We start from the raw sequence: 24,686 nt of genomic DNA, 5'->3' as shown, positions 1-24,686 counted from the left end.
CGATGCGCACCACCATCCTTTTCGGCGGCCCCAGCCGCGAGCGTCTCGTGGCCGTGGCCAGCGCCCAGAGCCTGATCCGCGTGCTGCCCGAGGCCGAGCTGTGGTTCTGGGCGCCGGACGGCCAGGTCTATGCCGCCAGCCAGGCCGTGCTGCTGGGCCATGACCATCCGTTCGAGCTCGATTTGCCCACCGAGGGCGAGCCGATCGGCGACATCGAGACGGCCCTGGACGTCGCCGCCCGCGAGGAGCGCGTGCTGCTGCTGGGCCTGCACGGCGGTTTCGCCGAGGACGGGAGCCTGCAAACCCTGTGCGAAGCGCGCGGCGTGGCCTTCACCGGTTCGGGCTCGCACGCCAGCTGGCTGGCGTTCAGCAAGACGCGCGCCAAGGACGTGGTCGAGCAGGCCGGCGTCTCGGTTCCGCAGAACATCGGCCTCGACGAGGCCGAAGCGGCCTTCGCCAAGTACGGCCGCCTGATCGCCAAGCCTTCCGAGGACGGCTCCAGCTACGGCTTGATCTTCGTCGATACGCCGGCTGACCTGGATGCGGCGCGCAAGGCCGCGGCCGAGCAGGCCTATGTCATCGAGCCTTTCGTGCAGGGGCTGGAATCGACCTGCGGCGTGCTGGAACTGGCCAGCGGCGAGCTGATCGCCCTGCCGCCGGTGGAGATCCGTCCGTCGGCCGGCAAGTTCGACTACAAGTCCAAGTACCTGGCCAAGGACACGGTCGAGATCTGCCCGGCCACCTTCGCGCCGGAGGTCAACGCCGCTCTCCAGGACCAGGCCCTGAAGGCCCACAAGGCCCTGGGCTGCCGCGGCTATTCGCGCTCGGACTTCATCGTTTCCGAGCATGGCCTCGTCTATCTGGAAACCAACACCCTGCCGGGCCTGACGGCCTCGTCGCTGTATCCCAAGGCGCTGAAGGCGCAGGGGATCGAGTTCGGCGAGTTCCTGCGCGGCCAGCTGGCCTTGGCGCAGGCTCGCGCCAAACAAACCGTGACGGCGGCCTGACTATGAGCGCCTGGGACAACGGACCGTTCGACAACGACGAGGCGGCCGACTTCATCGAGGACCTGGCGCAGGCGCCGGACTGGCGCACCGTGGTGCGCATCCTCGAGCACGTGACCAAGGCCGCGGGCTATCTGGAAGCGCCCGAGGGCGAGATGGCCGTGGCCGCCGCGGCCATCGTCGCGGCCTGCGTCGGCGACGTCGCCGTGCTGCCCGAGGACCAGTTGGGCCTCAAGGACGCCCTGGGCGCGCCGCCCGAAGGCGCCGTGCGCCTGGCGCGCGCGGCCCTGGCCCGCGTGGTCGCCCCCGCTTCCGAAATCGACGAACTCTGGCAGGAGGGCGACGCGCACGATGCGTGGCTGACCCACATCGCCAGCCTGCAAAATATCCTGAGCGCATCCCAATGAGACCTGTCTTCGTCAACATCGGCGAGCGGACCAACGTCACCGGTTCGGCCAAGTTCAAGAAGCTGATCGTCGAGGGGAACTTCAGCGAAGCCCTGTCGGTCGCCCGCCAGCAGGTCGAGGCCGGCGCCCAGGTCATCGACGTCAACATGGACGAAGGCCTGCTCGACAGCGAGCAGGCGATGATCACCTTCCTGAACCTGATGGCCGCCGAGCCCGACATCGCCCGGGTGCCGGTGATGATCGACAGCTCCAAGTGGGAGGTGATCGAGGCCGGCCTGAAGTGCGTGCAGGGCAAGGCGATCGTCAACTCGATCTCGATGAAGGAAGGCGAGGCCAAGTTCATCGAGCAGGCCAAGTTGTGCCTGCGCTACGGCGCGGCTGTGGTGGTCATGGCCTTCGACGAGGTCGGCCAAGCCGACACCGCCGCCCGCAAGATCGAGATCTGCACCAAGGCCTACGACATCCTGGTGAACAAGGTCGGCTTCCCGCCCGAGGACATCATCTTCGACCCCAACATCTTCGCCGTGGCGACGGGGATCGAGGAGCACGACAACTACGCCGTCGACTTCATCGAGGGCACGCGCGAGATCAAGGCTCGCTGCCCCCACGCCCGGATCTCGGGCGGGGTCTCGAACGTCTCGTTCAGCTTCCGCGGCAACGAGCCGGTGCGCCGGGCCATCCACTCGGTGTTCCTATACCACGCCATCAACGCCGGCATGGACATGGGCATCGTCAACGCCGGCGACCTGCCGGTCTATGACGACATCGACCCGGTGCTGCGCGAGGCCGTCGAGGATGTGATCCTCAATCGTCCGCAGCGGACCAACGTGTCCAACACCGAGCGCCTGGTCGACATGGCGCCCGGCTACAAGGGCGAGAAGGGCGCGGCCCAGCAGATCAACCTGGCCTGGCGCGAGGGCACGGTGGGCGAGCGCATCACCCACGCCCTGGTCAACGGCGTCACCGAGTTCATCGAGGCCGACACCGAGGAGGCGCGCCTGGCGGCCGAACGTCCGCTGCACGTGATCGAAGGCCCGCTGATGGATGGCATGAACGTCGTCGGCGACCTGTTCGGCGCGGGCAAGATGTTCCTGCCCCAGGTGGTGAAGTCGGCCCGCGTCATGAAGCAGGCCGTGGCCTGGCTGATGCCGTTCATGGAGGCCGAGAAGGAAGGCCAGGAGCGCAAGGCCGCCGGCAAGGTGCTGATGGCCACCGTCAAGGGCGACGTCCACGACATCGGCAAGAACATCGTCGGCGTCGTGCTTCAGTGCAACAACTACGAGGTCGTCGACCTGGGCGTCATGGTGCCCGCCGACCGCATCCTCGACGAGGCCAAGAAGCACGAGGTCGACATGATCGGCCTATCGGGCCTGATCACCCCGTCGCTGGACGAGATGGTGTTCGTGGCCGCCGAGATGGAGCGCCAGGGCTTCGACATCCCGCTGCTCATCGGCGGCGCCACCACCAGCCGCACCCACACGGCGGTGAAGATCGAGCCGGCCTATCGCCGTGGCCCGACGACCTATGTCGTCGACGCCAGCCGGGCGGTGGGCGTGGTCTCCTCGCTGCTGTCGCCGACCGAGAAGGAGCGCGTGGTGACCGACACCCGCGCCGAGTACGTCAAGGTGCGCGAGCAGTACGCGCGCGGCCAGACGGTCAAGGCCCGCACCGCCATCGGCGAGGCTCGCAAGCGCAAGTACGCCATCGACTGGAAGGGTTATACGCCGCCCAAGCCGCTGTTCACCGGCGCGCGGACCTTCGAGCCGAGCCTGGCCGAGCTGGTGCCGTTCATCGACTGGTCGCCGTTCTTCGCCAGCTGGGAGCTGATCGGCCGCTATCCGCAGATCCTGGAAGACGACGTGGTCGGCGAGGCCGCCCGCGATCTCTATCGCGACGCCCGGGCCATGCTCGACAAGGTCATCGCCGAGAATTGGTTCGGGGCCAAGGGCGTGATCGGCTTCTGGCCGGCCCAGGCCGTCGAGGACGACGTGGTGCTGTATTCGGACGAGACTCGTAACGTCGAGATCGCCCGTCTTCACACCCTGCGCCAGCAGATCGACAAGGGGCCGGGCGAGGGCAAGGCCAACCTGGCCCTTTCGGACTTCGTCGCGCCCATGGGCGGCCCGGCCGACTATGTCGGCGGCTTCGCCGTCACCGCCGGCCATGGCGAAGACGAGATCGTCAAGAAGTTCAAGGACGCCGGCGACGACTACAGCGCGATCATGGCCTCGGCCCTGGCCGACCGCCTGGCCGAAGCCTTCGCCGAGTGGCTGCACCACAAGGCGCGCGTGGAACTGTGGGGCTACGCGCCGGAAGAGGGCTTCGACGCCGATCGCCTGATCGCCGAGAAGTACCAGGGCATCCGTCCGGCGCCCGGCTATCCGGCCCAGCCCGATCACACCGAGAAGGGCACGCTGTTCAGGCTGCTCGACGCCGAGGCCGCCACCGGCATGGCCCTGACCGAGAGCTTCGCCATGAGTCCCGGCGCGGCCGTGTCGGGCCTCTATTTCAGCCACCCGCAGAGCCACTATTTCGGGGTCGGCAAGATCGACTTCGACCAGGTCGAGGACTACGCCCGCCGCAAGGGCTGGGACCTGGCCACGACCGAGCGCTGGCTGTCGCCGATCCTCAACTACGACCCGCTGGCCCGGGCGCGAGGCGAGGCGGCTTGAGCCTGAGATCCTCCCCCTGAAGGGGGAGGATCTGGCGACTCTGGCCAAGTCCTTCGCTTTCAGGTCATCCTCCACTCAAGAAAAGAGCCTGGGGGAGTGGGCGATGAACGGGAGCGGCATCAGCCGCCGTGCGCTGGGCGCGCTGGCGGTCGGGGGAGCGGCGGCGGGGCTGGCGGGGTGCGCCGGACCCAAGGGCGGCGAGGTGCGGCCCCGGTCGCGGGACTTTCCAAAGGATTTCGTCTGGGGCACGGCCAGCGCGGCCTTCCAGACCGAGGGCTCGCCGACCGCCGACGGGCGCGGGCCCAGCGTCTGGGACGTGTTCCAGGACCAGCCCGGCAAGATCATCGACGGCTCCAACGCCAAGGTCGCCACCGACAGCTATCGTCGCTGGGCCGAGGATGTCGACCTGGTGGCCGGGGCGGGGATGGGGGCCTATCGCTTCTCGATCTCGTGGTCGCGGGTGCTGCCGACCGGGGCGGGGGCCGTCGCCCAGGCGGGAGTCGACCACTACAGCCGCCTGGTCGACCGGCTGCTGGAGAAGGGCCTCGCGCCCTACGCCACGCTGTTCCACTGGGACCTGCCGCAGGCGATCCAAGACCGCGGCGGCTGGGCGGCGCGCGACAGCGCCAAGGCCTTCGCCGACTACGCCGCCCTGATCGGCGAGCGGCTGGGCGACCGGCTCAAGAAGATCATCGTGCTGAACGAGCCGGCCGTGCACACGGTGTTCGGCCATGTCACCGGCGAGCACGCGCCGGGACTGAAGGACGTGGCCCTGCTGGGCCCCGTGACCCATCACATGAACCTGGGACAGGGGATGGCGATCCAGGCCCTGCGCGCCGCGCACAGCGACCTGTCGATCGGTACGACCCTGGCGTTGCAGCCCTGCCGGCCGGCCGGCGGCGGCCTGGCGTTCTGGAACCGGCTGGCCTCGGATGGTCTCGACGCCCTGTGGAACCGCGCCTGGCTCGATCCGCTGCTGAAGGGCGAGTATCCCGACCAGATGGACGAGTTCCTGGGCGACCGGGTGCGCTCGGAGGACCTCTCCACGATCCGCCAGCGGGTCGATTTCATGGGCGTGAACTACTACGCGCCGGCCTATATGCGCCTGGCGCCGCTGTCGCCGGGGCGGATCAAGCCGGCCGATCCGCCGCGCGGCGTGGAACTGGACGCTTTCGGGCGGCACATCGATCCGTCGGGTCTGCTGGAGGTGTTGGCTCGCTTGCGCACCGAGTACGGCAATCCGCCGGTGTTCGTCACCGAGAACGGCTGCTCGGATCCGTTCGGCGACGGCAGGGCGATCCAGGCCGACACCTTCCGCATCGCGTTCCTGCGCCGCCACCTGCAGGCTGTGAAGGGCGCCATGGAGGCCGGCTCGCCGGTGAAGGGCTTCTTCGCCTGGTGCCTGGTCGACAACTGGGAATGGGCGCTGGGCTATCGCTCGAAGTTCGGCCTGGTCAGCCACGACCGCACGAGCGGCGAGCGCAGGCCCAAGGCCTCGTACGGCTGGTATGCGGGCCTGGCCCGCAGCGGGGTCCTGCCGACGGCGCCGTAGACGAAGCCATTATCCTCCCGTCATTCCCGCCCTTGTGGCGGGAACCGCTGGCGATCCGCTTGCACGTGAGGCGAAAGCGGATCGCCAGCGATCCGCCCCATCCGCACCTGCGGCCGAGAGAGGGGTTCCCGCCACAAGGGCGGGAATGACGGGAGATTGGGTGCTGAGGGGGTCAGTCCGGCTTGCAGATCAGCACGTCCTTGCCGCCGCGCTTGGCGGGGACGAGGCTGCCGGCGCAGGCCTGGGGATTGGCCGGATCGATGATGATCTCGCGGCTGGCCGGTAGCTTGGCCGGGGTCGAGCCGATCGGCGCGAGCGGCTTGGCGGCCGTGGAGGCGGGCTTCGCCGCCGGCTTGGCGACCGGCTTCTGCACGGCCGGCTTGGGCGCGGGAGCGGTCGGGGCCGAGGTCTCGATCTTGGCCGGGGCGGGCGTCTCGACGGGCGGCGGAGGCGGAGGGGCTTCCGGCTCGGGCGCCGGCGCGGCTTCCGGCTCGACCGGCAGGGCGCTCTTGACGTTGTAGTTCAGGGCCTGGCCCAGCAGGTTGGACTTGGTCTCGAGGGTTTTGGCGCGGGTCTCGCAGTCGCCGGGCGGCGACCAGCTCATCCACACCTGCGCCAGGCGGGCCTTGTCGATGGCTTCCGAGCCGCCCCAGATCGAGCGGCCTTTCTTCATGGCGCCGGCGCCGTATTCCGAGATCGGGCGCGGGCTGGCCTTTTCGGCGGCGGTGATGGCCGAGGCGTAGGCCTTCAGGTCCGTGCGCGCCTGGATGCGCATCGCCGGATATTCCTTCAGCGCGGCGGCCGCGCCGTCGGGGCCGGGGAAGGCCTTCTCGATCCGCGTCACCTCGGGCATGACCTTGTCGTAGAGGTCGACATAGCCGCTGAGCGCGCCGTAGCACCAGGCGATGTAGCCGTACTCGTCGCTGGGCGGCGTGGCGGCCGGTTGGGTGCGCGGGGGAGGTGCGGCGGTGGTCACGGGCGCGTCCTGCGCCATCAGGGCGAGAGCGAAGAGAAGGGCGGTCGCCATACGGCCGGGAATCCTTTTCGGTAGCGTCAGTAGAGCTGACTAGATCATTTCGGGCCGCATTGGGACCTCAGCATGGCGCCGAATGGTCAAAGTCCCGCGCCAAGCTCAGCCATAACGACGCAGACCCCGGATGGCTCCGAAGATGGCGGCAATTCTGAACAAGTTTACATGTGCGATGCAGCATTCGCCGGGTGGGTCGCGTGCGATGCGTATGCTAGAAGGCCCTTCCGGTGCGGCATCCTGGCGCTGTCCGGATCCGTATCTTCCGAGACCCGCCGACATTAGAATTCCCGCATGACCTTCTGGCGCAACATCGCAAGCATCGCGGCCCGTCGGCTGGACCTGGCGGAATGCGCTGAATGTCCCCCGGGCCCGCCGGGGCAGGATCCCGCGTTCTCGACCGCCGTCACGGCCCTGGGCGCCAAGCTCGCCAAGGCCGACGGCAGCGCCGACGGTCACGAGTTCGAGGCCTTCTCGCAGGTCTTCCATCCGGACCCGGCCTCCGAGCAGAACATCCATCGCCTGTACGACCTGGCCCGCCAGACCACGCACGGCTTCGAGAGCTACGCCAAGCGGCTGGCCAAGCGCTATCGCTCGTGCCCTCAGCTGCTGGAGGACGTGCTCGACGGCCTGTTCCACATCGCCAAGGCCGACGGCGCGGTGACCCAGGACGAGCTCGACTATCTGGATCGGGTGGCCGAGCTGTTCGGCCTGTCGCCGCTGGCCTTCCGCCGTCTCAGCGCCACCCATCTGGGCGCGGGCGCGGACGACCCCTATGTGATCCTCGACGTGCCGGCCGACGCCGAGGACGAGGTGGTGCGCAAGGCCTGGAAGTCGGCCCTGTCGGACGCCCACCCCGACCGCGCCCGGGCCCGCGGCCTGCCTGCCGAGTTCATCGAGGTGGCCGAGGCCAAGGCGGCCGCGATCAACGCGGCTTTCAGCACCGTCATGCGCGAGCGCCGGGAACTGGGACTGGCCGCCGCGGGTTGAACGGAAAAGTCTTTGTGATTGAACCCAATGGGTGTTCAGTTGACGTTCAGACCTCCAGAGCCAACTTAAGGGGCGAGGACGGAGATTCTGGGCGCCCCGGCGCCGATCGAGGACGACGATGACCATGACCCTGGGCGCGAACATCGGCGCGACGCACTCTTCGGCTTGGCGCGGTCTGGCCGCGGTGGTCGGCGGCGTGGCCACGGCGATCGCGGTCTCGGTGGCCGCCATCGTGGCGGTGGTGTTCGCCGCGACCCTGGTGGTCGTGGGTTTCATGGCCACTGCGCTTCTCGGCCTGGCCGCTTTCGCCCTGCGCGGCCGTCGCCAGGCCCGCGCCAAGGCGTCGGCCGATCCCAACCTGATCGAGGCCCGCAACGTCGGCGGCCACTCCTGGGTCGCCTACGGCTGGAACGAGCGGCGATAGGCTTCCTACTTAGCGGACGTTAGACCGGTCCATGTCGCGCTTGAGGCGTGACGCCCGGGCCGAGGCCTTGGACATCAGTCGCCGCAACCGCGCGTTGGCCCGGGGCAGCGTCCTTTCATTCCTCATCAGCACGAGATCGTTCAGCGTCCCGGGCCCTCCGAAGCAGCGGAGGAACCGGTCCAGGCCGTAATAGTCACGTCCTCGCACGCGTTGAGCCATCTCTTGCAAGTCGCTGGCCCAGGACGGCTCTCCATGCGCGCAGCAGGCCGGCGATCTCGTCGATCCTTGAGGCCAGGCGCTTCCAGCGATCGAAAAACCACAGCATGCGGCCAAGCTTAAGGTCTGGCCCAGGGGTGGAAAAGAGGGAGTGTCAAAACGCTTGCCTTCGCCGGCCGTCGTCGTCCAACCTTCCGTTCAAACAAATGTTGGGAGGATGAGCATGATCGGCGTGGTGGCGACCCTGAAGGTGCAGCCGGACAAGACGTCCGAGTTCGAGGCGGTGTTCCTCGACCTTTCGGCCAAGGTGAAGGCCAACGAACCCGGCGCGATCGTCTACCAGCTGACCAGGTCGAAAACCGAGGCTGGCGCCTACAAGGTGCTGGAGCTCTACGCCTCGGCCGACGCCCTCAAGCACCATGGCGGGACCGACTATTTCAAGGCCGCCGGCGCGGCCATGGCGCCGTTCCTGGCCGGCCGTCCCGAGATCGAATATCTCGACGCGGTGGAGTAGGGGGCGTTTTCAAGTCCCCCGGCCTATGCCGGATAACCGCAACCGTTGCAGTTTTTCTGCATGGCGCGAGGTTGGAAACGACCGTTTAACTTGTTCGCAAGTCTTATCGCTTTCGGAGCGCCCCCATGGCCCTCGACGCCCTTTTCAAGCCGTTCGAATTCAAGTCGCTGAAGCTGCCCAACCGGGTGGTGATGGCGCCGATGACCCGCTCGTTCTCGCCCGGCGGCGTGGCGACCGACGACGTGGCCGCCTACTACGCCCGCCGCGCGGCGGGGCAGGTCGGCCTGATCGTCACCGAGGGGACGGGCGTGGCCCGGGCCGCTTCGCTGAATGACGCCAACATCCCGCGCTTCCATGGCGAAAAGGAACTGGCGGCCTGGAAGAAGGTCGTCGACGACGTCCACGCCGCCGGAGGCCTGATCGCGCCGCAGCTGTGGCATGTGGGCTCGGCCAAGGGCAAGGACGTGCTGGGCAAGATCGACAGTCCCTCGGGCGTGTCCAAGGCCGGCGGCTCGCCGTTCACCGAGCCGATGACCGACGCCGAGATCGCCGACACCATCGCCGCCTTCGCCACGGCCGCCGCCGACGCCAAGCGCCTGGGCTTCGACGCCATCGAGCTGCACGGCGCCCACGGCTACCTGATCGATCAGTTCTTCTGGAACGGCACCAACCTGCGCGGCGACAGCTTTGGGGGTCCGACCATCGCCGAGCGCAGCGCCTTCGCCGCGGAGATCCTCAAGGCGGTCCGGGCCGCCGTCGGTCCTGACTATCCGGTCATCATCCGCCTGTCGCAGTGGAAGCAGCAGGACTATGCGGTGAAGAACGCCGAGACGCCGCAACTGCTGGAGGCCTGGTTGCAGCCCCTGGCCGACGCCGGCGCCGACATCTTCCACTGCTCGCAGCGCCGGTTCTGGGAGCCGGAGTTCGAGGGATCCGACCTGAACTTCGCCGGCTGGACCAAGAAGCTGACCGGCGCGCCGACCATCACCGTCGGCTCGGTCGGCCTGTCGGGAGAGTTCATCGCGGCCTTCGGCGGCGAGGGCAGCCAGCCGGCCTCGATCGACGGCCTGCTCGAGCGCCTCGACCGCGGGGAGTTCGACCTGGTCGGCGTGGGCCGCGCGCTGCTGCAGGATCCCGAGTGGGTCGTGAAGATCCGCGAGGGACGGAACGACGAATTGAAGAGCTTCTCGCGCGAGGCGCTGGGGGTTTTGTACTAGGCGACAGATCCTCCCCGTCTGGGGGAGGTGGCCCGGAGGGCCGGAGGGGGGACGTTTTCAGCTTTCTCGCCGGCTGAAGTGTTCCTGCTTCCCCCTCCGTCGCCTTCGGCGACACCTCCCCCTTCAGGGAGGGTCTCATGCGCCGAAGTTCAGCTTCAGCCCCGGCCGCTCCCATCGCCCGCGCCAGAGCTTTCCCGTTCCCGACGCTGTGATCCACACGTCCCGCATGTCGGTCCCGCCGAAGCAGATGTTGGTGGTGATCACGTCCGGAACCGCCACGTGCTGCGTCGAACCGTTCGGCGAGAAGGCGGTGATCCCGCCGTTGATGATCGTCGCAACGCACACCCGGCCGTCGGCCTCGACCGCCAGGCTGTCGAGCAGTTGGTAGCCCGGGAGGTTGCAGACCACCCGGCCGGGCTGTAGCGGCGCCGGCGGGGCGAGTTCGCCGGGCGCGACGACGTCGAAGGCCCACAGGCGTCCCAGCATGGTGTCGGCCACGTAGACGACGTCCTCGGCGGGCGACAGGCCCACGCCGTTGGGCGAGATCAGGTGGTCGCGAAGGCGCACGATATGGCTGCCGTCGGTCCTGGCGTAGTAGAGCGCTCCGTACCTGCGGCCGTCCGGCGTCGAGCAGCCGTGATCGGTGAACCAGAAGCCGCCTTGACGGTCGAAGACGAGGTCGTTGGGCCCGACCAGGCGCTTGCCGTCGCAGGCTTCGTACAGCGTGGTCACGGCGCCGCTTGCCAGGTCCACCCGCTGGATCGAGCCGCCCTCGTAGCCGGCGGGCGTCGGGCCGGGGATGTTCAGCCCACCCATGTCGAAGAACTGGAAGCTGCCGCCGTTGTTGGTGACATAGACCGCGCCGTCCGGGCCGATCGCCGCGCCATTGGGGCCGCCGGGCAGGTCTGCGACGGTGGTTCGGGTTCCGTCGGGCGCGATCCGCGTCAGGGTCTGGCGCTGGATCTCGACCAGCAGCACCGAGCCGTCAGCCATGGCGACTGGGCCTTCGGGAAACTGCAGGCCTTCGGCGACGAGGGTCAGGTCCATGTCGTCTCGCTCCCATTTCTTTTCGCGTGACGGGCGCCGAAACCGCTCACACTTTCGGCTGTCACGCTTGATGGGCGTCTCTCTGAACGCCTGGAAGTGGAGTAAACGATCGTTTGAACTGGTCCGCAACTTACTCAGGCGTCAGCGAGCAGCCTGGTCAGGTCTTCGGCGTTGAGGCCGCGCGGGGCCAGGCGCGCGGACTGGCCGGCCCAGAGGTTGGTGAAGTCGCCGTTGGCCCCGTCCTGGCGCAAGGGAACGAGCGCGCCGCCCGCCAGCGGAAAGGGCGGCACCACCTGGCCGCCGATCGGTCCGACCTCGCGCATCAGGCGGTTAGAGACGCCTCGGGCCGGACGGCCGGTGAAGACGTCGGTGATCATGGTATTGTCGTCGCGGGCCTGGTCGAGGGCGGCGCGATGGGCCGGCGGGATCTTGGCCTCGGGCGTGAAGAGATAGGCCGTGCCGACCTGCACGCCGGCGGCCCCCAGGGCTCGGGCGGCCGCCACGCCGAGCGCCTCGGCTATGCCGCCGGCGGCGATCACCGGAACGGCGACGGCGGCCGCCACCTGCGGCAGCAGGGAAAAGAGGCCCGGCTGGCTGGCGGTGTCCAGGCGGTTGTCGATGGTCTCGCCGTAGCCCGGCAGGAAGGTGGCGCGGTGGCCGCCGGCCTCGGCGCCCATGGCGATGACGGCGTCGACGCCGTGCGCCTCCAGCCAGACCGCTTCGGCGACGGTGGTGGCCGAGGACAGGATCTTCGCCCCGGTGGCCCGCACGCGGTCGAGCAGAGCCGCCTGCGGCAGGCCGAAGTGGAAGCTGACCACCTGCGGCCGCAGGTCCTCGACCAGGGCGCAGAAGGCCTCGTCGAAGGGCGCGCGACCACCCGCTGGCGGCGGCGGGGCCGGATCCAGCCCCGCCTCGACATAGTAGGGCGCCAGCCGCGCCCGCCAGGCCAGCATCCGCGCCGGATCGGCCTTAGGCGGCGTGTGGGCGAAGAAATTCAGGTTCAGGGGCGCGTCGACGGCGGCGCGGAACTGCGCGATCGCCGCCCGGGCCTGGTCGGGCGTGTACTGGGCGCAGGCCAGCGAACCCAGGCCGCCGCCGCGCGCCGCGCCGATGGCCATGTCCGGGGTGGTGGCGCCGGCCATCGGGGCCTGGAGGACGGGGGCGGCGATCCCCAGCAGGTCGATCAGCCGGCGGTCGGTCCAGGCGCTCATGCGGGGCTCCGCGGTCAGTTCAGGTCGAAGAGGTCGTAGGCGATCAGCTTCAGGCGCTCGTCGAAGAAGGCGCGGCCGTAGCTAGAGCGCTGCAGGGCGGCTTGGTCGACGCCGTGCTCGACGTCCGAGCCGCTCGCGCCGGGCGCGGCGCAGGGGACCGAGAGGCGAAGGTTGCGGCCGACCTTCAGCTTCACGCCCGGCTCGGCGCGGACCACGGTGGCGGCCACGAAGCAGGCGCCGCGCACGCCGCGCGGCACGCCCACGTGCTTGACCTGAAGCACGACGATCTCGGCGGCCTTGTCGCGGGCGTGCTGGCGCGCGTCAACGGCCTGAGGCGGCGTCGATGACGCCGCCTGGGCCAGGACGAGGGCGGCCAGCAGGGCGCTCACTTGCGTTCCAGCACGCGGAACACGAACGGGAAGTCGTCGCCTTCGCCGGCTGGGCGCTCCTCGCGGCGCACCTCGGTCCAGGCGCTTTCGTCGAAGGCGGGGAAGGCGACGTCGCCCTGAACTTCGGCTTGCACCTCGGTGACGTAGATCCGCTTGGCGCGCGGCAGGGCGAGCTCGAACAGGGCTGCGCCGCCGATCACGCAGACCTCCTCGACGCCGTCCTCGGCCGCCTGCTCCTTGCCGATCTGCACGGCTTCGGACCAGGTGTCGCAGACCACCGCGCCCTCGGCCTCGAACTTGTGGTCGCGGGTCAAAACGATGTTGAGGCGGCCGGGCAGGGGCTTCCTTGGCAGGCTGTCCCAGGTCTTGCGGCCCATGATCACCGGCTTGCCCAGGGTGGCGGCCTTGAACATCTGAAGATCCGACTTCAGACGCCAGGGCAGGTCGTTGTCGCGGCCGATGACGCCGTTGAGCGAGCGGGCCACGGGGCCGACGGTGAGGATGGGGGCGGTCATGACGGCGAGTCTTAGCGGCCCGCCGTCGCTAGCGGAAGCTCAGACCGAGACCGACGCCTTGATGTGCGGGTGGGCCTCGTAGCCTTCCAGCGTGAAGTCCTCGTACTCGAAGGCGAAGAGGTCGGTCTTGTCGGCGATCTTCATCGTCGGGAACGGCTTGGGCTCGCGGGTCAGCTGCTCGCGGGCCTGGTCCAGGTGGTTCAGGTAGAGGTGGGCGTCGCCGAAGGTGTGCACGAACTCGCCCGGCTCCAGGCCGACGACCTTGGCGACCATCAGGGTCAGCAGGGCGTAGCTGGCGATGTTGAACGGCACGCCCAGGAAGACGTCGGCGCTGCGCTGGTAGAGCTGGCAGCTGAGTTTCCCATCCGCCACGAAGAACTGGAACAGGCAGTGGCAGGGCGGCAGGGCCATGTCCTCGACGTCGGCCGGGTTCCAGGCCGACACGATATGCCGGCGGCTGTTGGGATTGGTCTTCAGCCCCTCGACCAGATTGACGATCTGGTCGATCGACTGGCCGTTCGGGGCCGCCCACGAGCGCCATTGCTTGCCGTAGACCGGGCCGAGCTCGCCGTTCTCGTCGGCCCACTCGTCCCAGATGCGCACGCCATTGTCCTTGAGATAGGCGATGTTGGTCTCGCCCTTCAGGAACCACAGAAGCTCGATGATGATCGAGCGCAGGTGCAGCTTCTTGGTGGTCAGCACCGGGAAGCCCTTGGCCAGGTCGAAGCGGATCTGGCGGCCGAACACGCCCTTGGTCCCGGTGCCCGTACGGTCGCCGCGCTCGACGCCGTTGTCGAGGATGTCCTGCAGGAGATCCAGGTACTGCCACTCGGCGTGGTCGGTCGGATGGACGTTGGTCGGGACGTGGATGTTCATGGGCGCACCAAGGACGGCTGTTCCATGCACTTGCCGCAGCCCCTCCGCACGCGCGAGAGGCGCGGCCGATGAGCCCCCGAGTTACGGTTCGCCGTCCACAATTCCTGTGGAGTTATGAACAGTCACTGTGGGGCGATTCTTAGAACGCCGCTGCCATGCGCGCGGTTCGGCGTGCGGGTCGGGCCGCAACGAAAAACGCCCCGCGCGGCGAGCCGGCGGGGCGTTCTCGTTCAAGTGGCGGAGCGCCTTACTTGCCCGGCTCGAGGCCGGTGTTCAGCACCCAGCCGACGTTGTCGTTCTCGTCGGCCACTTCCCACCACAGCTCTTGCTTCTTGCCGGTCGGGTAGACGATCGAGCCGGCGGGCAGGGCGCGGATCAGCTTGCCGGCGGCGACCGGGGTGGCGCGCATGTTGACGACGCGGGTGGCCACGAAGGACTTGGTCGGAGCCGCCTGGGCGGCCTGGGCGCTGTCGCCCACCAGGCCCAGTTCGCCGACCATCTTGGAGTAGCTGTTGATGAAGGCCAGGGTGATGATGCGACCGATCTCGGTGTCTTCGTAGCCGCCGCCGACCGCGCCGGCGAAGCCGATGCCGCCGCCCGCGCCCCAGCCGATGTCGTTCTTCACGGCGTAGCCTTCCTGCACGGCCACGGTCTCGGTGGTGCGGACGTTGGTCAGCGACAGGACGGTGTTGGCTTCCAGCTTCTTGGTCTTGATGCCGCCGATCAGGCCGCCGGCGCGACCGCCGATCAGGCCGCCGATGGCGCCGGCCACCGCGCCGCCGCCGGCGTTGCTGTCGCTGGCCTGCACTTCGGCCACCAGCACGTAGTCGGCCGCCTTGATCTGGCCCTGGCCGACGTTGGAGCCGCGCTGCAGGCCAAGGTTGCCGCCGATGTTGCGCTCGATCTGGGCGGCGTTCAGGCCCGCGCCCCGGTCGACCAGGTTGAAGCAGCCCGACTTCTGGACGATGGCGCGCAGCAGCTTTTGCGGCGAGGCCAGGTTATACTGGGTCCAGCCGCGCGGATCGTCGCCGTCGATGATCGACAGGGTGCCGAGCTTGCGGGTGCAGCGCGGCACCTCGGCCTGCGCCTGGGCCTGCATCTGCTGGGCCTTGGTCGGCTTGGCTTGAGCGAACGCCTCGACCGGGACGGCGACGCAAATCATCGCGCTCGCCGCGAGCATGAGTTTCTTCATCGACATAGACAGCGCCCTCCAGGCCCCTTCGAATTTCGGGCGGACACTACAGTATCGATTGCACGCAAGCCAAGCTCGCCTAGCCGGCGAACCCGCCTTCGTCGAGAAAGGCCTGCTCGGCCGGAGTGGTTTCACGGCCCAACGCTACGTTGCGGTGCGGGAAACGGCCGAACCTGGCGATGATGTCACGATGGATGATGGCCCACTTCATGGCGTCCTCGTCGCCGGTGTCGGCCTGCATGCCGGCGCACAGCTCGATGCACAGCTCCTGGTCGGCCAGGGATTCGGAGTGCTCGAACGGCAGGTAGAAGAAATAGCGCAACTCGGGGGCGACGGCGGTGTCGTGACCCTTGGCGATGGCGGCGCGGGCCACGGCGCGGGCCTTCCCGTCAGTGGCGAAGGCATGGCCGCTGCGGCGGTAGAGATTGCGGGGGAACTGGTCGAGCACGATGATCAGCGCCAGCGAGCCCTCGGCGGTCTCGACCCAGGCGTCGTAGTCGCCGCGGGCGGCGGCGTGGTGGGTGGGCTCGTACTTCAGGCGGATGGCCTCGTCGAACGCCCAGTTCTTCTCGTACCACTTCTTGGGGCCGGCTTCGCTCCAGAAGCCCAGAATGTCCTGCGGTCGGGCGGCCATGGCCTTCTCCTGCGGGTTTCGTTCAATTGCGGTTCATGCGCCAAGCGCGACACTGTGATCAAGGGATGAGCTACGGGCCGGCGCAAGGCCCCTTGGAGCAAGAGATGAAACGTCTGATCACCGTCGCGATGATCCTGTCGCTGACGGGCGGCGCGGCGGCCCAGGCCGGCTCCGCCGCGACGGTCCTGGCGATGCAGCAGCAGAACGACCGCGGCGACCGCGGTGATCGCGGCGACCGCCCGGATCGTGGCCCGCGCGCCGACCGCGGCGACCGCCAGGAAGGCGGCTGGCGCGGCGGCGGCGGCCGCGTGAACGATTCCGCGCCCCAGGCGCCGCGCGCCCCAGAAGCCCGTCCGGCGCCGCAAGCGCCTTCGGTTCCGCAGGCCGATCGCGGCGATCGTGGAGATCGCGGCGGCTGGCAGGGCAGGGGCGAGCGCCCCGACCGTCCCACCGGCGGCGGCTGGCAAGGCGGCCAGGATCGCAACCCGGGCGGCGCCCGTCCCGATCGTGGCGACCGTCCGAACGGTGGCGACAGGCCCGACCGTCCCAGCGGCGGCTGGCAGGGCGGTCAGGATCGCGGTGATCGCGGCCCCGACCGCAATGACCGTCCCAACCGTCCCGGCGGCGACCGCCCCGACCGTCCCAATGGCGGTTGGCAAGGCGACCGCGGGGATCGTGGTCCCGACCGCGGCCGTCCCGGCGGCGGCTGGCAGGGCGGCGATCGCGACTGGGATCGACCCGGCCCGCGTCCCGGCGACCAGCGCTGGCGCGACCGGGACAACGGCCGGCCCCAGTACGACCAGCGTCGCTGGCGGCCCAGCTACCGCGCGCCCCAGCGCTACCGCGCCCCGGCCTATCGCTATCCGCGCGGTTGGTACGTGAACCGCTGGAGCTTCGGCGACTACCTGCCGGGCGGCTGGTACGGCAGCTCGTACTACCTCGACTGGTTCCGCTATGGCCTGCCCATGCCGCCGATCGGCTGCGAATGGGTGCGGGTCGGCGGCGACGCCGTCCTCGTGGACGTCTGGTCGGGCCAGGTGCTGAGCGTCTATTACGACCTCTTCTGGTAGGCGGGCGACCGCTCCGGATCGAAGGCCGCGTCTCCTCACCGAGGCGCGGCCTTTTCGTTTTTCGGGGCCGGCGCCCTGCCTTTGGGAGGGCTTTTTCGCCTCACTCGCGGTATTTAAGCGTCGCCGAACGTCGCTCATGGCGCGCCCCGCCTTGACGAAGCGGCAAAAAAACGCTCAAACGCCCGCCTTTCCCGCTTCCTGATTGCGTGAGGCGGGCAGATTGACCAGTCCTGGAGAAGAAATCATGCGCGTCTACTACGACCGCGACGCCGACCTCGCCCGCATCCTGGACCGGAAGATCGCCATCGTAGGCTATGGCAGCCAGGGCCACGCCCACGCCCTCAACCTTCGTGACAGCGGCGTGCCGAACGTGGCCGTCGCCCTGCGTCCGGGCTCGCCCTCGGCCAAGAAGGCCGAAGCCGAAGGCCTGAAGGTCATGTCGGTGGCCGACGCCGCCGCCTGGGCCGACCTGATCATGATCCTGGCGCCGGACGAGCATCAGGCCGCGATCTACAAGAACGACATCGCCCCCAACATCCGTGACGGCGCGGCCCTGCTGTTCGCCCACGGCCTGAACGTCCACTTCGGCCTGATCGAGCCGAAGGACACCATCGACGTGCTGATGGTCGCGCCGAAGGGCCCGGGCCACACCGTCCGCGGCGAATACCAGAAGGGCGGCGGCGTGCCCTGCCTGATCGCGGTGCACCACAACGCCACCGGCAACGCGCTGGACCTCGGCCTGGCCTACGCCTCGGCCATCGGCGGCGGCCGCTCGGGCATCATCGAGACCAACTTCCGCGAGGAATGCGAAACCGACCTGTTCGGCGAGCAGGCCGTTCTCTGCGGCGGCACGGTCGAGCTGATCCGCGCCGGCTTCGAAGTGCTGGTTGAAGCCGGCTACGCGCCGGAAATGGCCTACTTCGAGTGCCTGCACGAGCTGAAGCTGATCGTGGACCTGATCTACGAAGGCGGCATCGCCAACATGAACTACTCGATCTCGAACACCGCCGAGTACGGCGAGTACGTCACCGGCCCGCGCGTCGTGACCGCCGAGACCAAGGCCGAGATGAAGCGCGTGCTGGAAGACATCCAGTCGGGCAAGTTCGTCCGCGACTTCATGCTGGAAAACGCCGTCGGCCAGCCGTCCTTCAAGGCGACCCGCCGTCGCGCTTCCGAGCACCAGATCGAGGAAGTCGGCGCGCGTCTCCGCGGCATGATGCCGTGGATCGCCAAGAACAAGCTGGTGGACGTCACCAAGAACTAAGCTTTTGCCTCACGGCGGAACGGACGACGGCGGGCTCGCAAGGGCCCGCCGTTTTTCGTTGGGGCGTCAGCCCAGCACGAACACCGGACCCCAGGCCACCTGGTGCTTGTGCGTGCCGCTCGATAGGTGCGGACGCAGCTGCCAGGCGCCGGGCGGGATGCTGACCGGCTGCGGGCGCTCGACATAGGTCTGGGTCAGCACGTCGCCGCCGGGGTCGGACAGCGAGAACTGGTCGATGCGCGGGCTGGCGCGCGAGAGGGCGGCGGCGATCGCCTCGACGCTGGCCGCGCGCAGCGGGGCGGGAGCGGCCAGGCGCGCGGAGACCTCGGCATAGACGCCCACGGCGATTACCTGCGGGCCTTCGCGCAGGGCGGCGTAGGCCACATGGGTGAAGCCCGGCGCCAGCAGGTTGGCGCGGTGGCCGGGGCTGGTCTTCCACTGGCCCATGATCTGGTCGGGACGCACCTGGCCGGCGGCGTTGCGGCGCATGGCGATGTTCTCGGCCGGGGCGCCGACCAGGTCGCGGGCCAGGAGGCCCACGCGGGCGGCGGGGCCGAAGCCCTCGCGGGTCATGTGGTCGTAGATCTGGCTGCGGGCGATGTCGGCGGCGTGGGCGCGGGCGGCCAGGGCCAGGCCGGGATCGAAGCGCAGCGGCGGCAGGCCCCGGGCCTCCCGGAAAGCGTCGCCCTGGTCGAGCAGTTCGCGCTCGAAATCGGCGTCGTAATCGCCCCGGCGCGCGGCCATCTGCTCGCGCAGGCGGCGCTCGTAGGCGAGGTAGGTCTGGGCGGAAGCGGCGGCGGCCAGGCCCGGCGTGGTCAGGGCGGCGGCGCCCAGGGCCAGGGCGGAGCGGCGGGATAGGGAGGTCATCGTGGGCGGGTTCTGGCTCCAAGACGGTTGACAGGGCGACCCGGTCGCCCGCTCTAAGGCCGGATGCGACCTGTCCGTTCCCTTTGGCTGGCCGGCCCCGAAGCCTGGCTCCCTGACGCCCAAGCTCAAGACCTGCGCCGCAAGGCCCTGTGCCTGGACGCGGGCTTCACGCCGTTCTCGGGCGGCCAGGCCGCGCCGGGCGACGATTTCAGCTCCGAAATCCAGGCCCGCGAACTCTACATGGACCGCATGGCCCAATTGCGTCAGGTCGATGCGGCGATCGTCAACCTGACCCCCTGGCGCGGGCCGTCCTGCGACACGGGCGCAGCCTTCGAGGCCGGGGTGCTGGCGGGCCTGGGCAAGCCGGTCTTCGCCTATCTCAACGTCGAGGACGAAAGCCTGGCCGAATATGTCGACCGGGTCGACGTGCTGGTCGGGGCCGAGCGCGGCGAGGATGGAACCTGGCGCGACGAGAACGGCTGCGTGGTCGAGGACCTGGGCCTGCCCGAAAGCGTGATGCTGTGGGCCGAGGCGCGGCGGCTGTTCGTCATCGTCACCCCCGAGCCGCTGCACGACCTGACTGGGCTGGAGATGTGCCTGCAGGCGCTGCGGCTGTACGCGGAATGAGACCCTCCCCCTTCCGGGGAAGGATCTAGAGGCGCCCCTTGCCCAATCGATGGGCATCAGCCACCTTCCGGCCCCGTTTCGAAAGGCCCACTCCATGTCGCGTCCCGCGGCCGCGCCGGCTTCCGGGAAGCCGCGCGGCGTCATCGTCACAGACCTGATCGAACTGCTGCGCCTGTCCGGGCCGGTGGTGCTGTCGCGCCTGGGAATCATGGTCATGGGCCTGACCGACGCCATCGTCGTGGGCCACTTCTCGGCCCAGCAACTGGGCTTCCACGCCATGGCCTGGGCCCCGACCTCGGTGTTCGTCACCGTGACCGTTGGCCTGCTGGTCGGGACCCAGGTGATGGGCTCGCGCGCCATGGGGGCCGGAAAGCCCCACGAGGCCGGCGCGGTGCTGCGCCGGGGCGTGGTCTACGCCTTCTGGCTGGGCCTGGCCGGTTCGGCCCTGCTGGCGATCGCCGCGCCGCCGCTGCTGCACCACGTCGGCATCGAGAAGGCCCTGGCCGACGGGGCGACCGCGCCGCTGATCGTGTTCTCGCTGTCGCTGACCCCCTATGCGCTGAGCGTGGCCCTGAGCTTCTGGCTTGAGGGGCTGGGGCGGCCGGGCCTGGTGACGGTCAATATGTGGGTGGCCAACCTGATCAACCTGGCGGTCAACCTGCTGCTGGTGCCCGGCGTCATGGGCCTGCCGGCCCTGGGGGCGGTGGGCGCGGCCTGGGCCACCTTCGTCGCCCGTACGGCCTTCACCATCATGCTGGCGGTGGTGATCTGGCGCCTCAAGGACGCCCGGGCCATGGGCGTGTTCGACAAGCCGCCGCGCGACCGCGCCGCAGAAAAGGAGCAGCGCCGGGTCGGTTACGGCGCGGGCAGCTCCAACCTGTTCGAGGTCTCGGCCTTCGCCGGCATGAGCCTGGTGGCCGGCTGGCTGGGCGGCCTGAACGTCGCGGCCTGGGCCGTGGTGCTGAACGTGGCGGGCGTGATCTTCATGGTCCCGCTGGGCCTGGCGACGGCCACGGCCGTGCAGGTCGCCCGCGCCCACGGCGCGCGTGACCCGGCGGGCATGAGCCGGGCGGGCTGGATCTCGTTCGCGGTCACCGCCGTTTTCGCGCTGGTCGTGGCCCTGCTGCTCTATCCGCTGCGCCACCTGGTGGCCGGCGCCTATACCGCCGATCCGGCCGCCATCGCCCTGATCGCGCCGGCGCTGGTGCTGACCTGCCTGTTCCTGGTGCCCGACGCCGTGCAGGTGGTCTGCGCCCAGGCGTTGCGGGCCCGCGGCGAGGTCTGGATCCCCGCCGGCACCCACATGGTCGCCTACGCCCTGATCATGGGGCCGCTGGCCTGGTGGCTGGCCCTGCCGATGAAGTTGGGCCTGGACGGCATCGTCTGGTCGGTGATCGTCACCAGCTTCGCGGCGGCGGCGATGCTGCTGGGGCGGTATCGGATGCTGGATACAAGACCCTCCCCCTGAAGGGGGAGGGTCTTGGGCTACGCCCCCAGGATCCAGCCTTCCTGCGTCTGCACGTCATTGACCAGTTCGGCCGACGCGTCCTTGGACGGCCCGAACTGGGCGGCCAGCTTGCCGGCTTCGTCGAGCTTGGCGAAATGTTCGGCAAGGCCCCGCACCTGGGCCAGGTCCTTGATCTCGCCGGGGCCGGGAACGGCCTTGATCAGCGACGGATAAACCTCGGCGAGCACGGCCTCGACGCCGTCGAGGTCGGCCTCGGTCAGGGTCTTGAAGCCGGTCTCGAACGGCCAGACCCGCACGGCCTCGCCACGGGCGTCCTTCAGGCGACGCACCGCCGGGATGCCCATGATCGCCTGGCCGCCGACCGAGCCGTTGTAATAGAGCTTCCAGATAGAATGCGCGCCTTTCGCCGCCACGTCGGCATGGCGGAACTCCGGCAGGTCGTCCGGACCATGCTCGCGCGTGCGCTTGGGCTGCAGCGTGGTCAGGGCGTCCTTGGGCGGGCAGCCCCAGAACGGGAACGGCCCGCCGGTAAGGCGGCGGTTGATCTCCGAGCCGACGCCAAAGCGGTTGTTGGTGTTGTCGGCCTTGTCCTTGACCATCTTGTTCAGCTGGTCCCAGACCGCGCGCCAGGGCGTCTCGCCCGGCAGGTTCAGGGCCTGGGAGAAGCCGCGCGGGAAGCCCAGCGGGAAGTCGAAGCCGACCAGCGCACGCTCGCCGCGCTTCTTGAGGTCGTCGAGGATGACGGCCAGCTTGGCCTCGGCCTCGTTGCGGGTGGCGGGGTTGTAGCTCTCGAAGGTCAGGCGGAAGCGCACGTCGCGCTTGAGCACGCCGATCCAGACGGAGTCGGCCCCGGTGGTCGGCTTGGCCGCCGCGCTCCAGTCGACGATCACATAGGCGCTGAAAAGCCGCGACACGGCGGAGGCTCCGTCAAATCCAAACAAAGCGCGCTTCTACTCCCCCAAAGGGCGAGCCGCCAGCCGTTGCGAAGCTTGAGTAGGTGTTTCTGCGGGGCCCGTATCAACGGCCAATAAAAAACCTCGCCCGGTGAGGGGCAAGGCTCTTCAAGTTCGATGTTCGGGCGTTCAGGCCGCGGTCTGCTCGGCGGCCGCCAGGGCGGGGGCCTTGGCCTTGCCGACGTTCCAGCGGACCGGCGGTTCGCAGACCGGGCCGAGGGCGGCGCGGACGATGGCCGGCGGCGTACGCTCGTCGGGGGTCATGAACAGGCCGTTGGCCTTCAGGGCCAGGCCCGCGGCCTTGCTGGCGCCCAGCATGGTCAGCGGCACGGCCAGGATCAGGCCGGCGAGGATCGGGGCCGTGGCGGTCAGCAGGTCCGGGGTGAACCAGAACAGGCCGGCCAGGGTCAGGCCCGTGGCGCTGATCCAGCCCATGGCGGCGCAGGCTTCCTTGAAGGCGACCTTATCGGCGTCGCGGCGCTGGGCGCTCCAGCCGCCGACGCGGCCGGCCAGGATCTCGACCACGGCGCGGGTCTGGGTGAACATCAGCATCGGGGCGACCAGGGCCGAGAGCAGCATCTCGACGCCCAGGCCGGCCATCACCCGGCGACGACCGCCGAAGCCCTTCAATTCGTGCTTGCGCATGAAGATCAGGGTGGCGCCCAGGATCTTCGGGCCGAACAGCAGCACGAAGGTGATGATCATCGCCCAGGCCGTGGCCTGGATCTCGCGCCAGTCGATCAGGGCGTGGGCGGCGGCCTGCAGGTCGGCCATCGTGAAGGCGGCCTTCTTCACCTCGGGCATCAGGGCCCGCGAGATGACGCCGGCCGACAGGGCGACGAACCAGATCGGCGACAGGGCGTAGCTGAGCACGCCGATCACCAGGTGCAGGCGGCTCATCCAGTGCAGGCCCGGCAGGCCGATCAGCGGCACGTGCTGGACGTTGCCCCGGCACCAGCGGCGATCGCGGGTGGCGAAATCGAGCAGGTTGGAGGGGCTCTCTTCGTACGAGCCTTCCAGGTAGGGGGCCAGGTGCACGGCCCAGCCGCCGCGGCGCAGCAGGGCGCTTTCCAGGGCGTCGTGGCTCATCACCTCGCCGCCGAAGGGCTTGGGGCCGTTCAGCGAGGGGAGGCCGCAGGTCTGGGCGAAGGCCTTGGTGCGGATGATGGCGTTGTGGCCCCAGAACGAGCTTTCCGAACCCGACCACCAGGCCAGGCCCGTCCAGGCCACGCGGCCGTAGAGCTTGGTGGCGAACTGCAGGGTGCGGGCGAAGATCGTCTGGCCGTTGATGATGGTCGGCATGGTCTGGATCAGACCCACGCCCGGGTGACGCTCCATCGCGTCGGCCAGGCGGACCATGGCGTCGCCGGTCATCAGGCTGTCGGCGTCGAGCACCAGCATGTGCTCGTAGTCGCCGCCCCAGCGGGCGACCCAGTCGGCGACGTTGCCGGCCTTGCGGCCGGTGTTGTCGGCGCGGCGGCGATAGAAGACGTGGCTGGAGGCCTCGCGGCGGAAGCGGGCGAAGCAGGCCTGCTCGGCCAGCGCCACGGCGGCGTCGCGGGTGTCGGAGATAATGAAGATGTCGAAGGCGCGGCTGGCGCCGGTCTCGGCGATCGAGGCGTCCATGGCCCGCAGACGAGCGAACACCGCCTGGGCGTCCTCGTTGTAGACCGGCATCAGGATCGCCGTGCGGGCGCGCGGCTTGGGCATGGGCTTGCTGCTGTCGATGCCCAGCGGATCCTTGGGCGTGCGCAGCAGCACCACGAAGCCGGCGACGGCGGTGACGAACCACAGCGCCAGCGCCAGGAACAGCGGGGCCAGCAGGGTCAGGCAGACGGCTTCCAGGCGGGTGACGCCGCCGAGCGCCACGGTGTCGAAGGTGGCCTTCCAGCCGGCCGCGCCCATGATCGCCGTGGCGACGAAGATCACCCAGCGGCGCATGACCGTTTCCGAACCCGGGCCGCGGACGGCGCGCGCCGCGCCCTGCCAGAAGCCCAGCGGCTGGACCGGCATGGCCAGGGGAGCTTCGGTGGGGATCTCGACCCGATCGCGCGGGGCGATCACGGTTTCGAAGGCCACCGGGGTGGAGGTGGCCAGGTCGAAGAAGGCGCCGCGTTCGGTCATCGGGTCCGTCTCGGTGATCCGACCGTGGTCGGACGAAATGCAGAGCTTCGATTTCGCGCCGAACGCCTTCACGGGACGCCTCCGGTCCGCTAGGGATCGGTCGCGTTCAGCAAGGGTCTGGCGTTGAACGAAGTCCGGCGGACGAAAACCGCCGACGCACCTAGGGTAAAACTTTGATCACGAAATCGCTATCGAAAATGTGATCCATTTCGCAGGTGCGGTGAAAAATCTGTGCAAATGCGCAAAGATGGGCTGCGGGGAGCCCGCCGGAGACAGGTCAAGATTATGAAATGCAAGGCGGTTTTGGGATTTCTCGCGGTTGCGGCTCTGGTCGGCTGTGGCCCGGGGGGGGAGAGCGAGGGCTCGAAATCGCCCGCCGCCCAGCCCGCGCCGCCGATCTCGACGGCGCCGCAGCATGAGACTCAG

24 protein-coding genes are annotated in these 24,686 nt (G+C 69.2%); 12 read left to right on the top strand and 12 right to left on the bottom strand.

Going from position 1 to position 24,686, the window contains the following annotated elements; genetic code table 11:
- The first annotated feature begins 2 nt into the window (after positions 1–2).
- From SGCZBJ_RS03165 to SGCZBJ_RS03150, 4 genes are all read left to right on the top strand, one after another.
- Positions 3–1,007, top strand: a complete 1,005-nt coding sequence (locus tag SGCZBJ_RS03165; RefSeq protein ID WP_101716574.1) for a D-alanine--D-alanine ligase family protein — start codon at positions 3–5, stop codon at positions 1,005–1,007.
- 2 nt (positions 1,008–1,009) lie between these two features.
- On the top strand, positions 1,010–1,411 hold the full coding sequence (locus SGCZBJ_RS03160; RefSeq protein WP_101716573.1) for a DUF4259 domain-containing protein: 402 nt from the start codon (positions 1,010–1,012) through the stop codon (positions 1,409–1,411).
- Positions 1,408–4,083, top strand: coding sequence for a methionine synthase (gene metH / locus SGCZBJ_RS03155; RefSeq protein WP_101716572.1), 2,676 nt, complete (start codon positions 1,408–1,410; stop codon positions 4,081–4,083). Before SGCZBJ_RS03160 ends, metH begins: the two co-directional genes overlap by 4 nt.
- Positions 4,084–4,186: 103 nt before the next feature.
- On the top strand, positions 4,187–5,635 hold the full coding sequence (locus SGCZBJ_RS03150) for a GH1 family beta-glucosidase (protein ID WP_101716571.1): 1,449 nt from the start codon (positions 4,187–4,189) through the stop codon (positions 5,633–5,635).
- Between the two features lie 172 nt (positions 5,636–5,807).
- On the opposite strand, the gene SGCZBJ_RS03145 is transcribed toward SGCZBJ_RS03150, so the two are convergent.
- On the bottom strand, positions 5,808–6,662 hold the full coding sequence (locus SGCZBJ_RS03145; RefSeq protein WP_101716570.1) for a hypothetical protein: 855 nt from the start codon (positions 6,660–6,662) through the stop codon (positions 5,808–5,810).
- A gap of 294 nt (positions 6,663–6,956) precedes the next feature.
- On the opposite strand from SGCZBJ_RS03145, the gene SGCZBJ_RS03140 reads away from it, so the two are divergent.
- Together SGCZBJ_RS03140 and SGCZBJ_RS03135 are read left to right on the top strand one after the other, a co-directional pair.
- On the top strand, positions 6,957–7,652 hold the full coding sequence (locus tag SGCZBJ_RS03140; protein ID WP_101716569.1) for a J domain-containing protein: 696 nt from the start codon (positions 6,957–6,959) through the stop codon (positions 7,650–7,652).
- A gap of 124 nt (positions 7,653–7,776) precedes the next feature.
- Complete coding sequence (locus tag SGCZBJ_RS03135) at positions 7,777–8,076, top strand: hypothetical protein (RefSeq protein WP_101716627.1); 300 nt, start codon at positions 7,777–7,779, stop codon at positions 8,074–8,076.
- A 9-nt stretch (positions 8,077–8,085) separates the two neighbouring features.
- Here SGCZBJ_RS03135 and SGCZBJ_RS26445 read toward each other — a convergent pair whose 3' ends face one another.
- Positions 8,086–8,409, bottom strand: a complete 324-nt coding sequence (locus SGCZBJ_RS26445) for a DUF6966 domain-containing protein (RefSeq protein ID WP_420808145.1) — start codon at positions 8,407–8,409, stop codon at positions 8,086–8,088.
- A 106-nt stretch (positions 8,410–8,515) separates the two neighbouring features.
- Between SGCZBJ_RS26445 and SGCZBJ_RS03125 the strand changes: the two genes are divergently transcribed.
- A complete protein-coding gene (locus SGCZBJ_RS03125) occupies positions 8,516–8,806 on the top strand; it encodes a putative quinol monooxygenase (protein ID WP_101716567.1) in 291 nt (96 codons plus the stop codon).
- Positions 8,807–8,931: 125 nt separating this feature from the next.
- Complete coding sequence (locus tag SGCZBJ_RS03120; protein WP_101716566.1) at positions 8,932–10,023, top strand: NADH:flavin oxidoreductase; 1,092 nt, start codon at positions 8,932–8,934, stop codon at positions 10,021–10,023.
- A 135-nt stretch (positions 10,024–10,158) separates the two neighbouring features.
- Here the strand turns inward: SGCZBJ_RS03120 and SGCZBJ_RS03115 are convergent, their stop codons facing one another.
- The 7 genes from SGCZBJ_RS03115 to SGCZBJ_RS03085 all read right to left on the bottom strand — a co-directional run bounded on the left by SGCZBJ_RS03115 (position 10,159) and on the right by SGCZBJ_RS03085 (position 15,887).
- Positions 10,159–11,070 (bottom strand): SMP-30/gluconolactonase/LRE family protein, encoded by a 912-nt coding sequence (locus SGCZBJ_RS03115; RefSeq protein WP_101716565.1) that lies wholly within the window; start codon positions 11,068–11,070, stop codon positions 10,159–10,161.
- A 134-nt stretch (positions 11,071–11,204) separates the two neighbouring features.
- A complete protein-coding gene (locus SGCZBJ_RS03110; protein WP_101716564.1) occupies positions 11,205–12,281 on the bottom strand; it encodes an NAD(P)H-dependent flavin oxidoreductase in 1,077 nt (358 codons plus the stop codon).
- A 14-nt stretch (positions 12,282–12,295) separates the two neighbouring features.
- Positions 12,296–12,670 carry a hypothetical protein gene (locus tag SGCZBJ_RS03105; RefSeq protein ID WP_101716563.1) on the bottom strand — a complete coding sequence of 125 codons (375 nt, stop codon included), beginning with the start codon at positions 12,668–12,670 and terminating at the stop codon, positions 12,296–12,298.
- On the bottom strand, positions 12,667–13,185 hold the full coding sequence (locus tag SGCZBJ_RS03100) for a dihydrofolate reductase (protein WP_101716562.1): 519 nt from the start codon (positions 13,183–13,185) through the stop codon (positions 12,667–12,669). The genes SGCZBJ_RS03105 and SGCZBJ_RS03100 overlap by 4 nt, the downstream gene beginning before the upstream one ends.
- Positions 13,186–13,224: 39 nt before the next feature.
- Positions 13,225–14,061: a thymidylate synthase gene (locus SGCZBJ_RS03095; RefSeq protein WP_101716561.1), complete on the bottom strand. Its 837-nt coding sequence runs from the start codon at positions 14,059–14,061 to the stop codon at positions 13,225–13,227.
- Positions 14,062–14,308: 247 nt separating this feature from the next.
- Complete coding sequence (locus SGCZBJ_RS03090; RefSeq protein ID WP_101716626.1) at positions 14,309–15,253, bottom strand: SH3 domain-containing protein; 945 nt, start codon at positions 15,251–15,253, stop codon at positions 14,309–14,311.
- A 79-nt stretch (positions 15,254–15,332) separates the two neighbouring features.
- Entirely contained in the window at positions 15,333–15,887 is a 555-nt protein-coding gene (locus tag SGCZBJ_RS03085; RefSeq protein ID WP_101716560.1) for a DUF924 family protein, read from the bottom strand.
- A gap of 104 nt (positions 15,888–15,991) precedes the next feature.
- On the opposite strand from SGCZBJ_RS03085, the gene SGCZBJ_RS03080 reads away from it, so the two are divergent.
- Together SGCZBJ_RS03080 and ilvC are read left to right on the top strand one after the other, a co-directional pair.
- Complete coding sequence (locus SGCZBJ_RS03080) at positions 15,992–16,957, top strand: RcnB family protein (protein WP_101716559.1); 966 nt, start codon at positions 15,992–15,994, stop codon at positions 16,955–16,957.
- A 244-nt stretch (positions 16,958–17,201) separates the two neighbouring features.
- Positions 17,202–18,221, top strand: coding sequence for a ketol-acid reductoisomerase (gene ilvC, locus SGCZBJ_RS03075; RefSeq protein ID WP_101713690.1), 1,020 nt, complete (start codon positions 17,202–17,204; stop codon positions 18,219–18,221).
- 66 nt (positions 18,222–18,287) lie between these two features.
- Here the strand turns inward: ilvC and SGCZBJ_RS03070 are convergent, their stop codons facing one another.
- On the bottom strand, positions 18,288–19,088 hold the full coding sequence (locus SGCZBJ_RS03070) for a CAP domain-containing protein (protein ID WP_101716558.1): 801 nt from the start codon (positions 19,086–19,088) through the stop codon (positions 18,288–18,290).
- Positions 19,089–19,151: 63 nt separating this feature from the next.
- Here SGCZBJ_RS03070 and SGCZBJ_RS03065 point away from each other — a divergent pair, with 63 nt between their 5' ends.
- Together SGCZBJ_RS03065 and SGCZBJ_RS03060 are read left to right on the top strand one after the other, a co-directional pair.
- A complete protein-coding gene (locus SGCZBJ_RS03065) occupies positions 19,152–19,715 on the top strand; it encodes a nucleoside 2-deoxyribosyltransferase (RefSeq protein ID WP_101716557.1) in 564 nt (187 codons plus the stop codon).
- A gap of 94 nt (positions 19,716–19,809) precedes the next feature.
- Positions 19,810–21,183 (top strand): MATE family efflux transporter, encoded by a 1,374-nt coding sequence (locus SGCZBJ_RS03060; protein ID WP_101716625.1) that lies wholly within the window; start codon positions 19,810–19,812, stop codon positions 21,181–21,183.
- 17 nt (positions 21,184–21,200) lie between these two features.
- Here the strand turns inward: SGCZBJ_RS03060 and SGCZBJ_RS03055 are convergent, their stop codons facing one another.
- A complete protein-coding gene (locus tag SGCZBJ_RS03055) occupies positions 21,201–22,097 on the bottom strand; it encodes a cobalamin biosynthesis protein CbiG (protein WP_101716556.1) in 897 nt (298 codons plus the stop codon).
- Positions 22,098–22,265: 168 nt separating this feature from the next.
- Entirely contained in the window at positions 22,266–24,260 is a 1,995-nt protein-coding gene (gene mdoH, locus SGCZBJ_RS03050; RefSeq protein ID WP_101716624.1) for a glucans biosynthesis glucosyltransferase MdoH, read from the bottom strand.
- Positions 24,261–24,686 lie beyond the last annotated feature (426 nt).

Source organism: Caulobacter zeae, assembly GCF_002858925.1.
In the GTDB taxonomy this organism is placed as follows: domain Bacteria; phylum Pseudomonadota; class Alphaproteobacteria; order Caulobacterales; family Caulobacteraceae; genus Caulobacter; species Caulobacter zeae.
This window is presented reverse-complemented; position numbering and strand designations above follow the sequence as displayed.

What these genes read in the sequence shown, in the direction of transcription:
- SGCZBJ_RS03115 (WP_101716565.1), bottom strand. Translation starts at nt 11,070, where the DNA reads ATGGACCTGACCCTCGTCGCCGAAGGCCTGCAGTTTCCCGAAGGCCCA.
- SGCZBJ_RS03090 (WP_101716626.1), bottom strand. Translation starts at nt 15,253, where the DNA reads ATGAAGAAACTCATGCTCGCGGCGAGCGCGATGATTTGCGTCGCCGTC.
- SGCZBJ_RS03095 (WP_101716561.1), bottom strand. Translation starts at nt 14,061, where the DNA reads ATGAACATCCACGTCCCGACCAACGTCCATCCGACCGACCACGCCGAG.
- SGCZBJ_RS03150 (WP_101716571.1), top strand. Translation starts at nt 4,187, where the DNA reads ATGAACGGGAGCGGCATCAGCCGCCGTGCGCTGGGCGCGCTGGCGGTC.
- SGCZBJ_RS03065 (WP_101716557.1), top strand. Translation starts at nt 19,152, where the DNA reads ATGCGACCTGTCCGTTCCCTTTGGCTGGCCGGCCCCGAAGCCTGGCTC.
- SGCZBJ_RS03165 (WP_101716574.1), top strand. Translation starts at nt 3, where the DNA reads ATGCGCACCACCATCCTTTTCGGCGGCCCCAGCCGCGAGCGTCTCGTG.
- SGCZBJ_RS03110 (WP_101716564.1), bottom strand. Translation starts at nt 12,281, where the DNA reads ATGAGCGCCTGGACCGACCGCCGGCTGATCGACCTGCTGGGGATCGCC.
- mdoH (WP_101716624.1), bottom strand. Translation starts at nt 24,260, where the DNA reads ATGACCGAACGCGGCGCCTTCTTCGACCTGGCCACCTCCACCCCGGTG.
- SGCZBJ_RS03160 (WP_101716573.1), top strand. Translation starts at nt 1,010, where the DNA reads ATGAGCGCCTGGGACAACGGACCGTTCGACAACGACGAGGCGGCCGAC.
- SGCZBJ_RS03140 (WP_101716569.1), top strand. Translation starts at nt 6,957, where the DNA reads ATGACCTTCTGGCGCAACATCGCAAGCATCGCGGCCCGTCGGCTGGAC.
- SGCZBJ_RS03135 (WP_101716627.1), top strand. Translation starts at nt 7,777, where the DNA reads ATGACCCTGGGCGCGAACATCGGCGCGACGCACTCTTCGGCTTGGCGC.
- SGCZBJ_RS03060 (WP_101716625.1), top strand. Translation starts at nt 19,810, where the DNA reads ATGTCGCGTCCCGCGGCCGCGCCGGCTTCCGGGAAGCCGCGCGGCGTC.
- SGCZBJ_RS03120 (WP_101716566.1), top strand. Translation starts at nt 8,932, where the DNA reads ATGGCCCTCGACGCCCTTTTCAAGCCGTTCGAATTCAAGTCGCTGAAG.
- SGCZBJ_RS03125 (WP_101716567.1), top strand. Translation starts at nt 8,516, where the DNA reads ATGATCGGCGTGGTGGCGACCCTGAAGGTGCAGCCGGACAAGACGTCC.
- metH (WP_101716572.1), top strand. Translation starts at nt 1,408, where the DNA reads ATGAGACCTGTCTTCGTCAACATCGGCGAGCGGACCAACGTCACCGGT.
- SGCZBJ_RS03080 (WP_101716559.1), top strand. Translation starts at nt 15,992, where the DNA reads ATGAAACGTCTGATCACCGTCGCGATGATCCTGTCGCTGACGGGCGGC.
- ilvC (WP_101713690.1), top strand. Translation starts at nt 17,202, where the DNA reads ATGCGCGTCTACTACGACCGCGACGCCGACCTCGCCCGCATCCTGGAC.
- SGCZBJ_RS03145 (WP_101716570.1), bottom strand. Translation starts at nt 6,662, where the DNA reads ATGGCGACCGCCCTTCTCTTCGCTCTCGCCCTGATGGCGCAGGACGCG.
- SGCZBJ_RS03100 (WP_101716562.1), bottom strand. Translation starts at nt 13,185, where the DNA reads ATGACCGCCCCCATCCTCACCGTCGGCCCCGTGGCCCGCTCGCTCAAC.
- SGCZBJ_RS03085 (WP_101716560.1), bottom strand. Translation starts at nt 15,887, where the DNA reads ATGGCCGCCCGACCGCAGGACATTCTGGGCTTCTGGAGCGAAGCCGGC.
- SGCZBJ_RS03070 (WP_101716558.1), bottom strand. Translation starts at nt 19,088, where the DNA reads ATGACCTCCCTATCCCGCCGCTCCGCCCTGGCCCTGGGCGCCGCCGCC.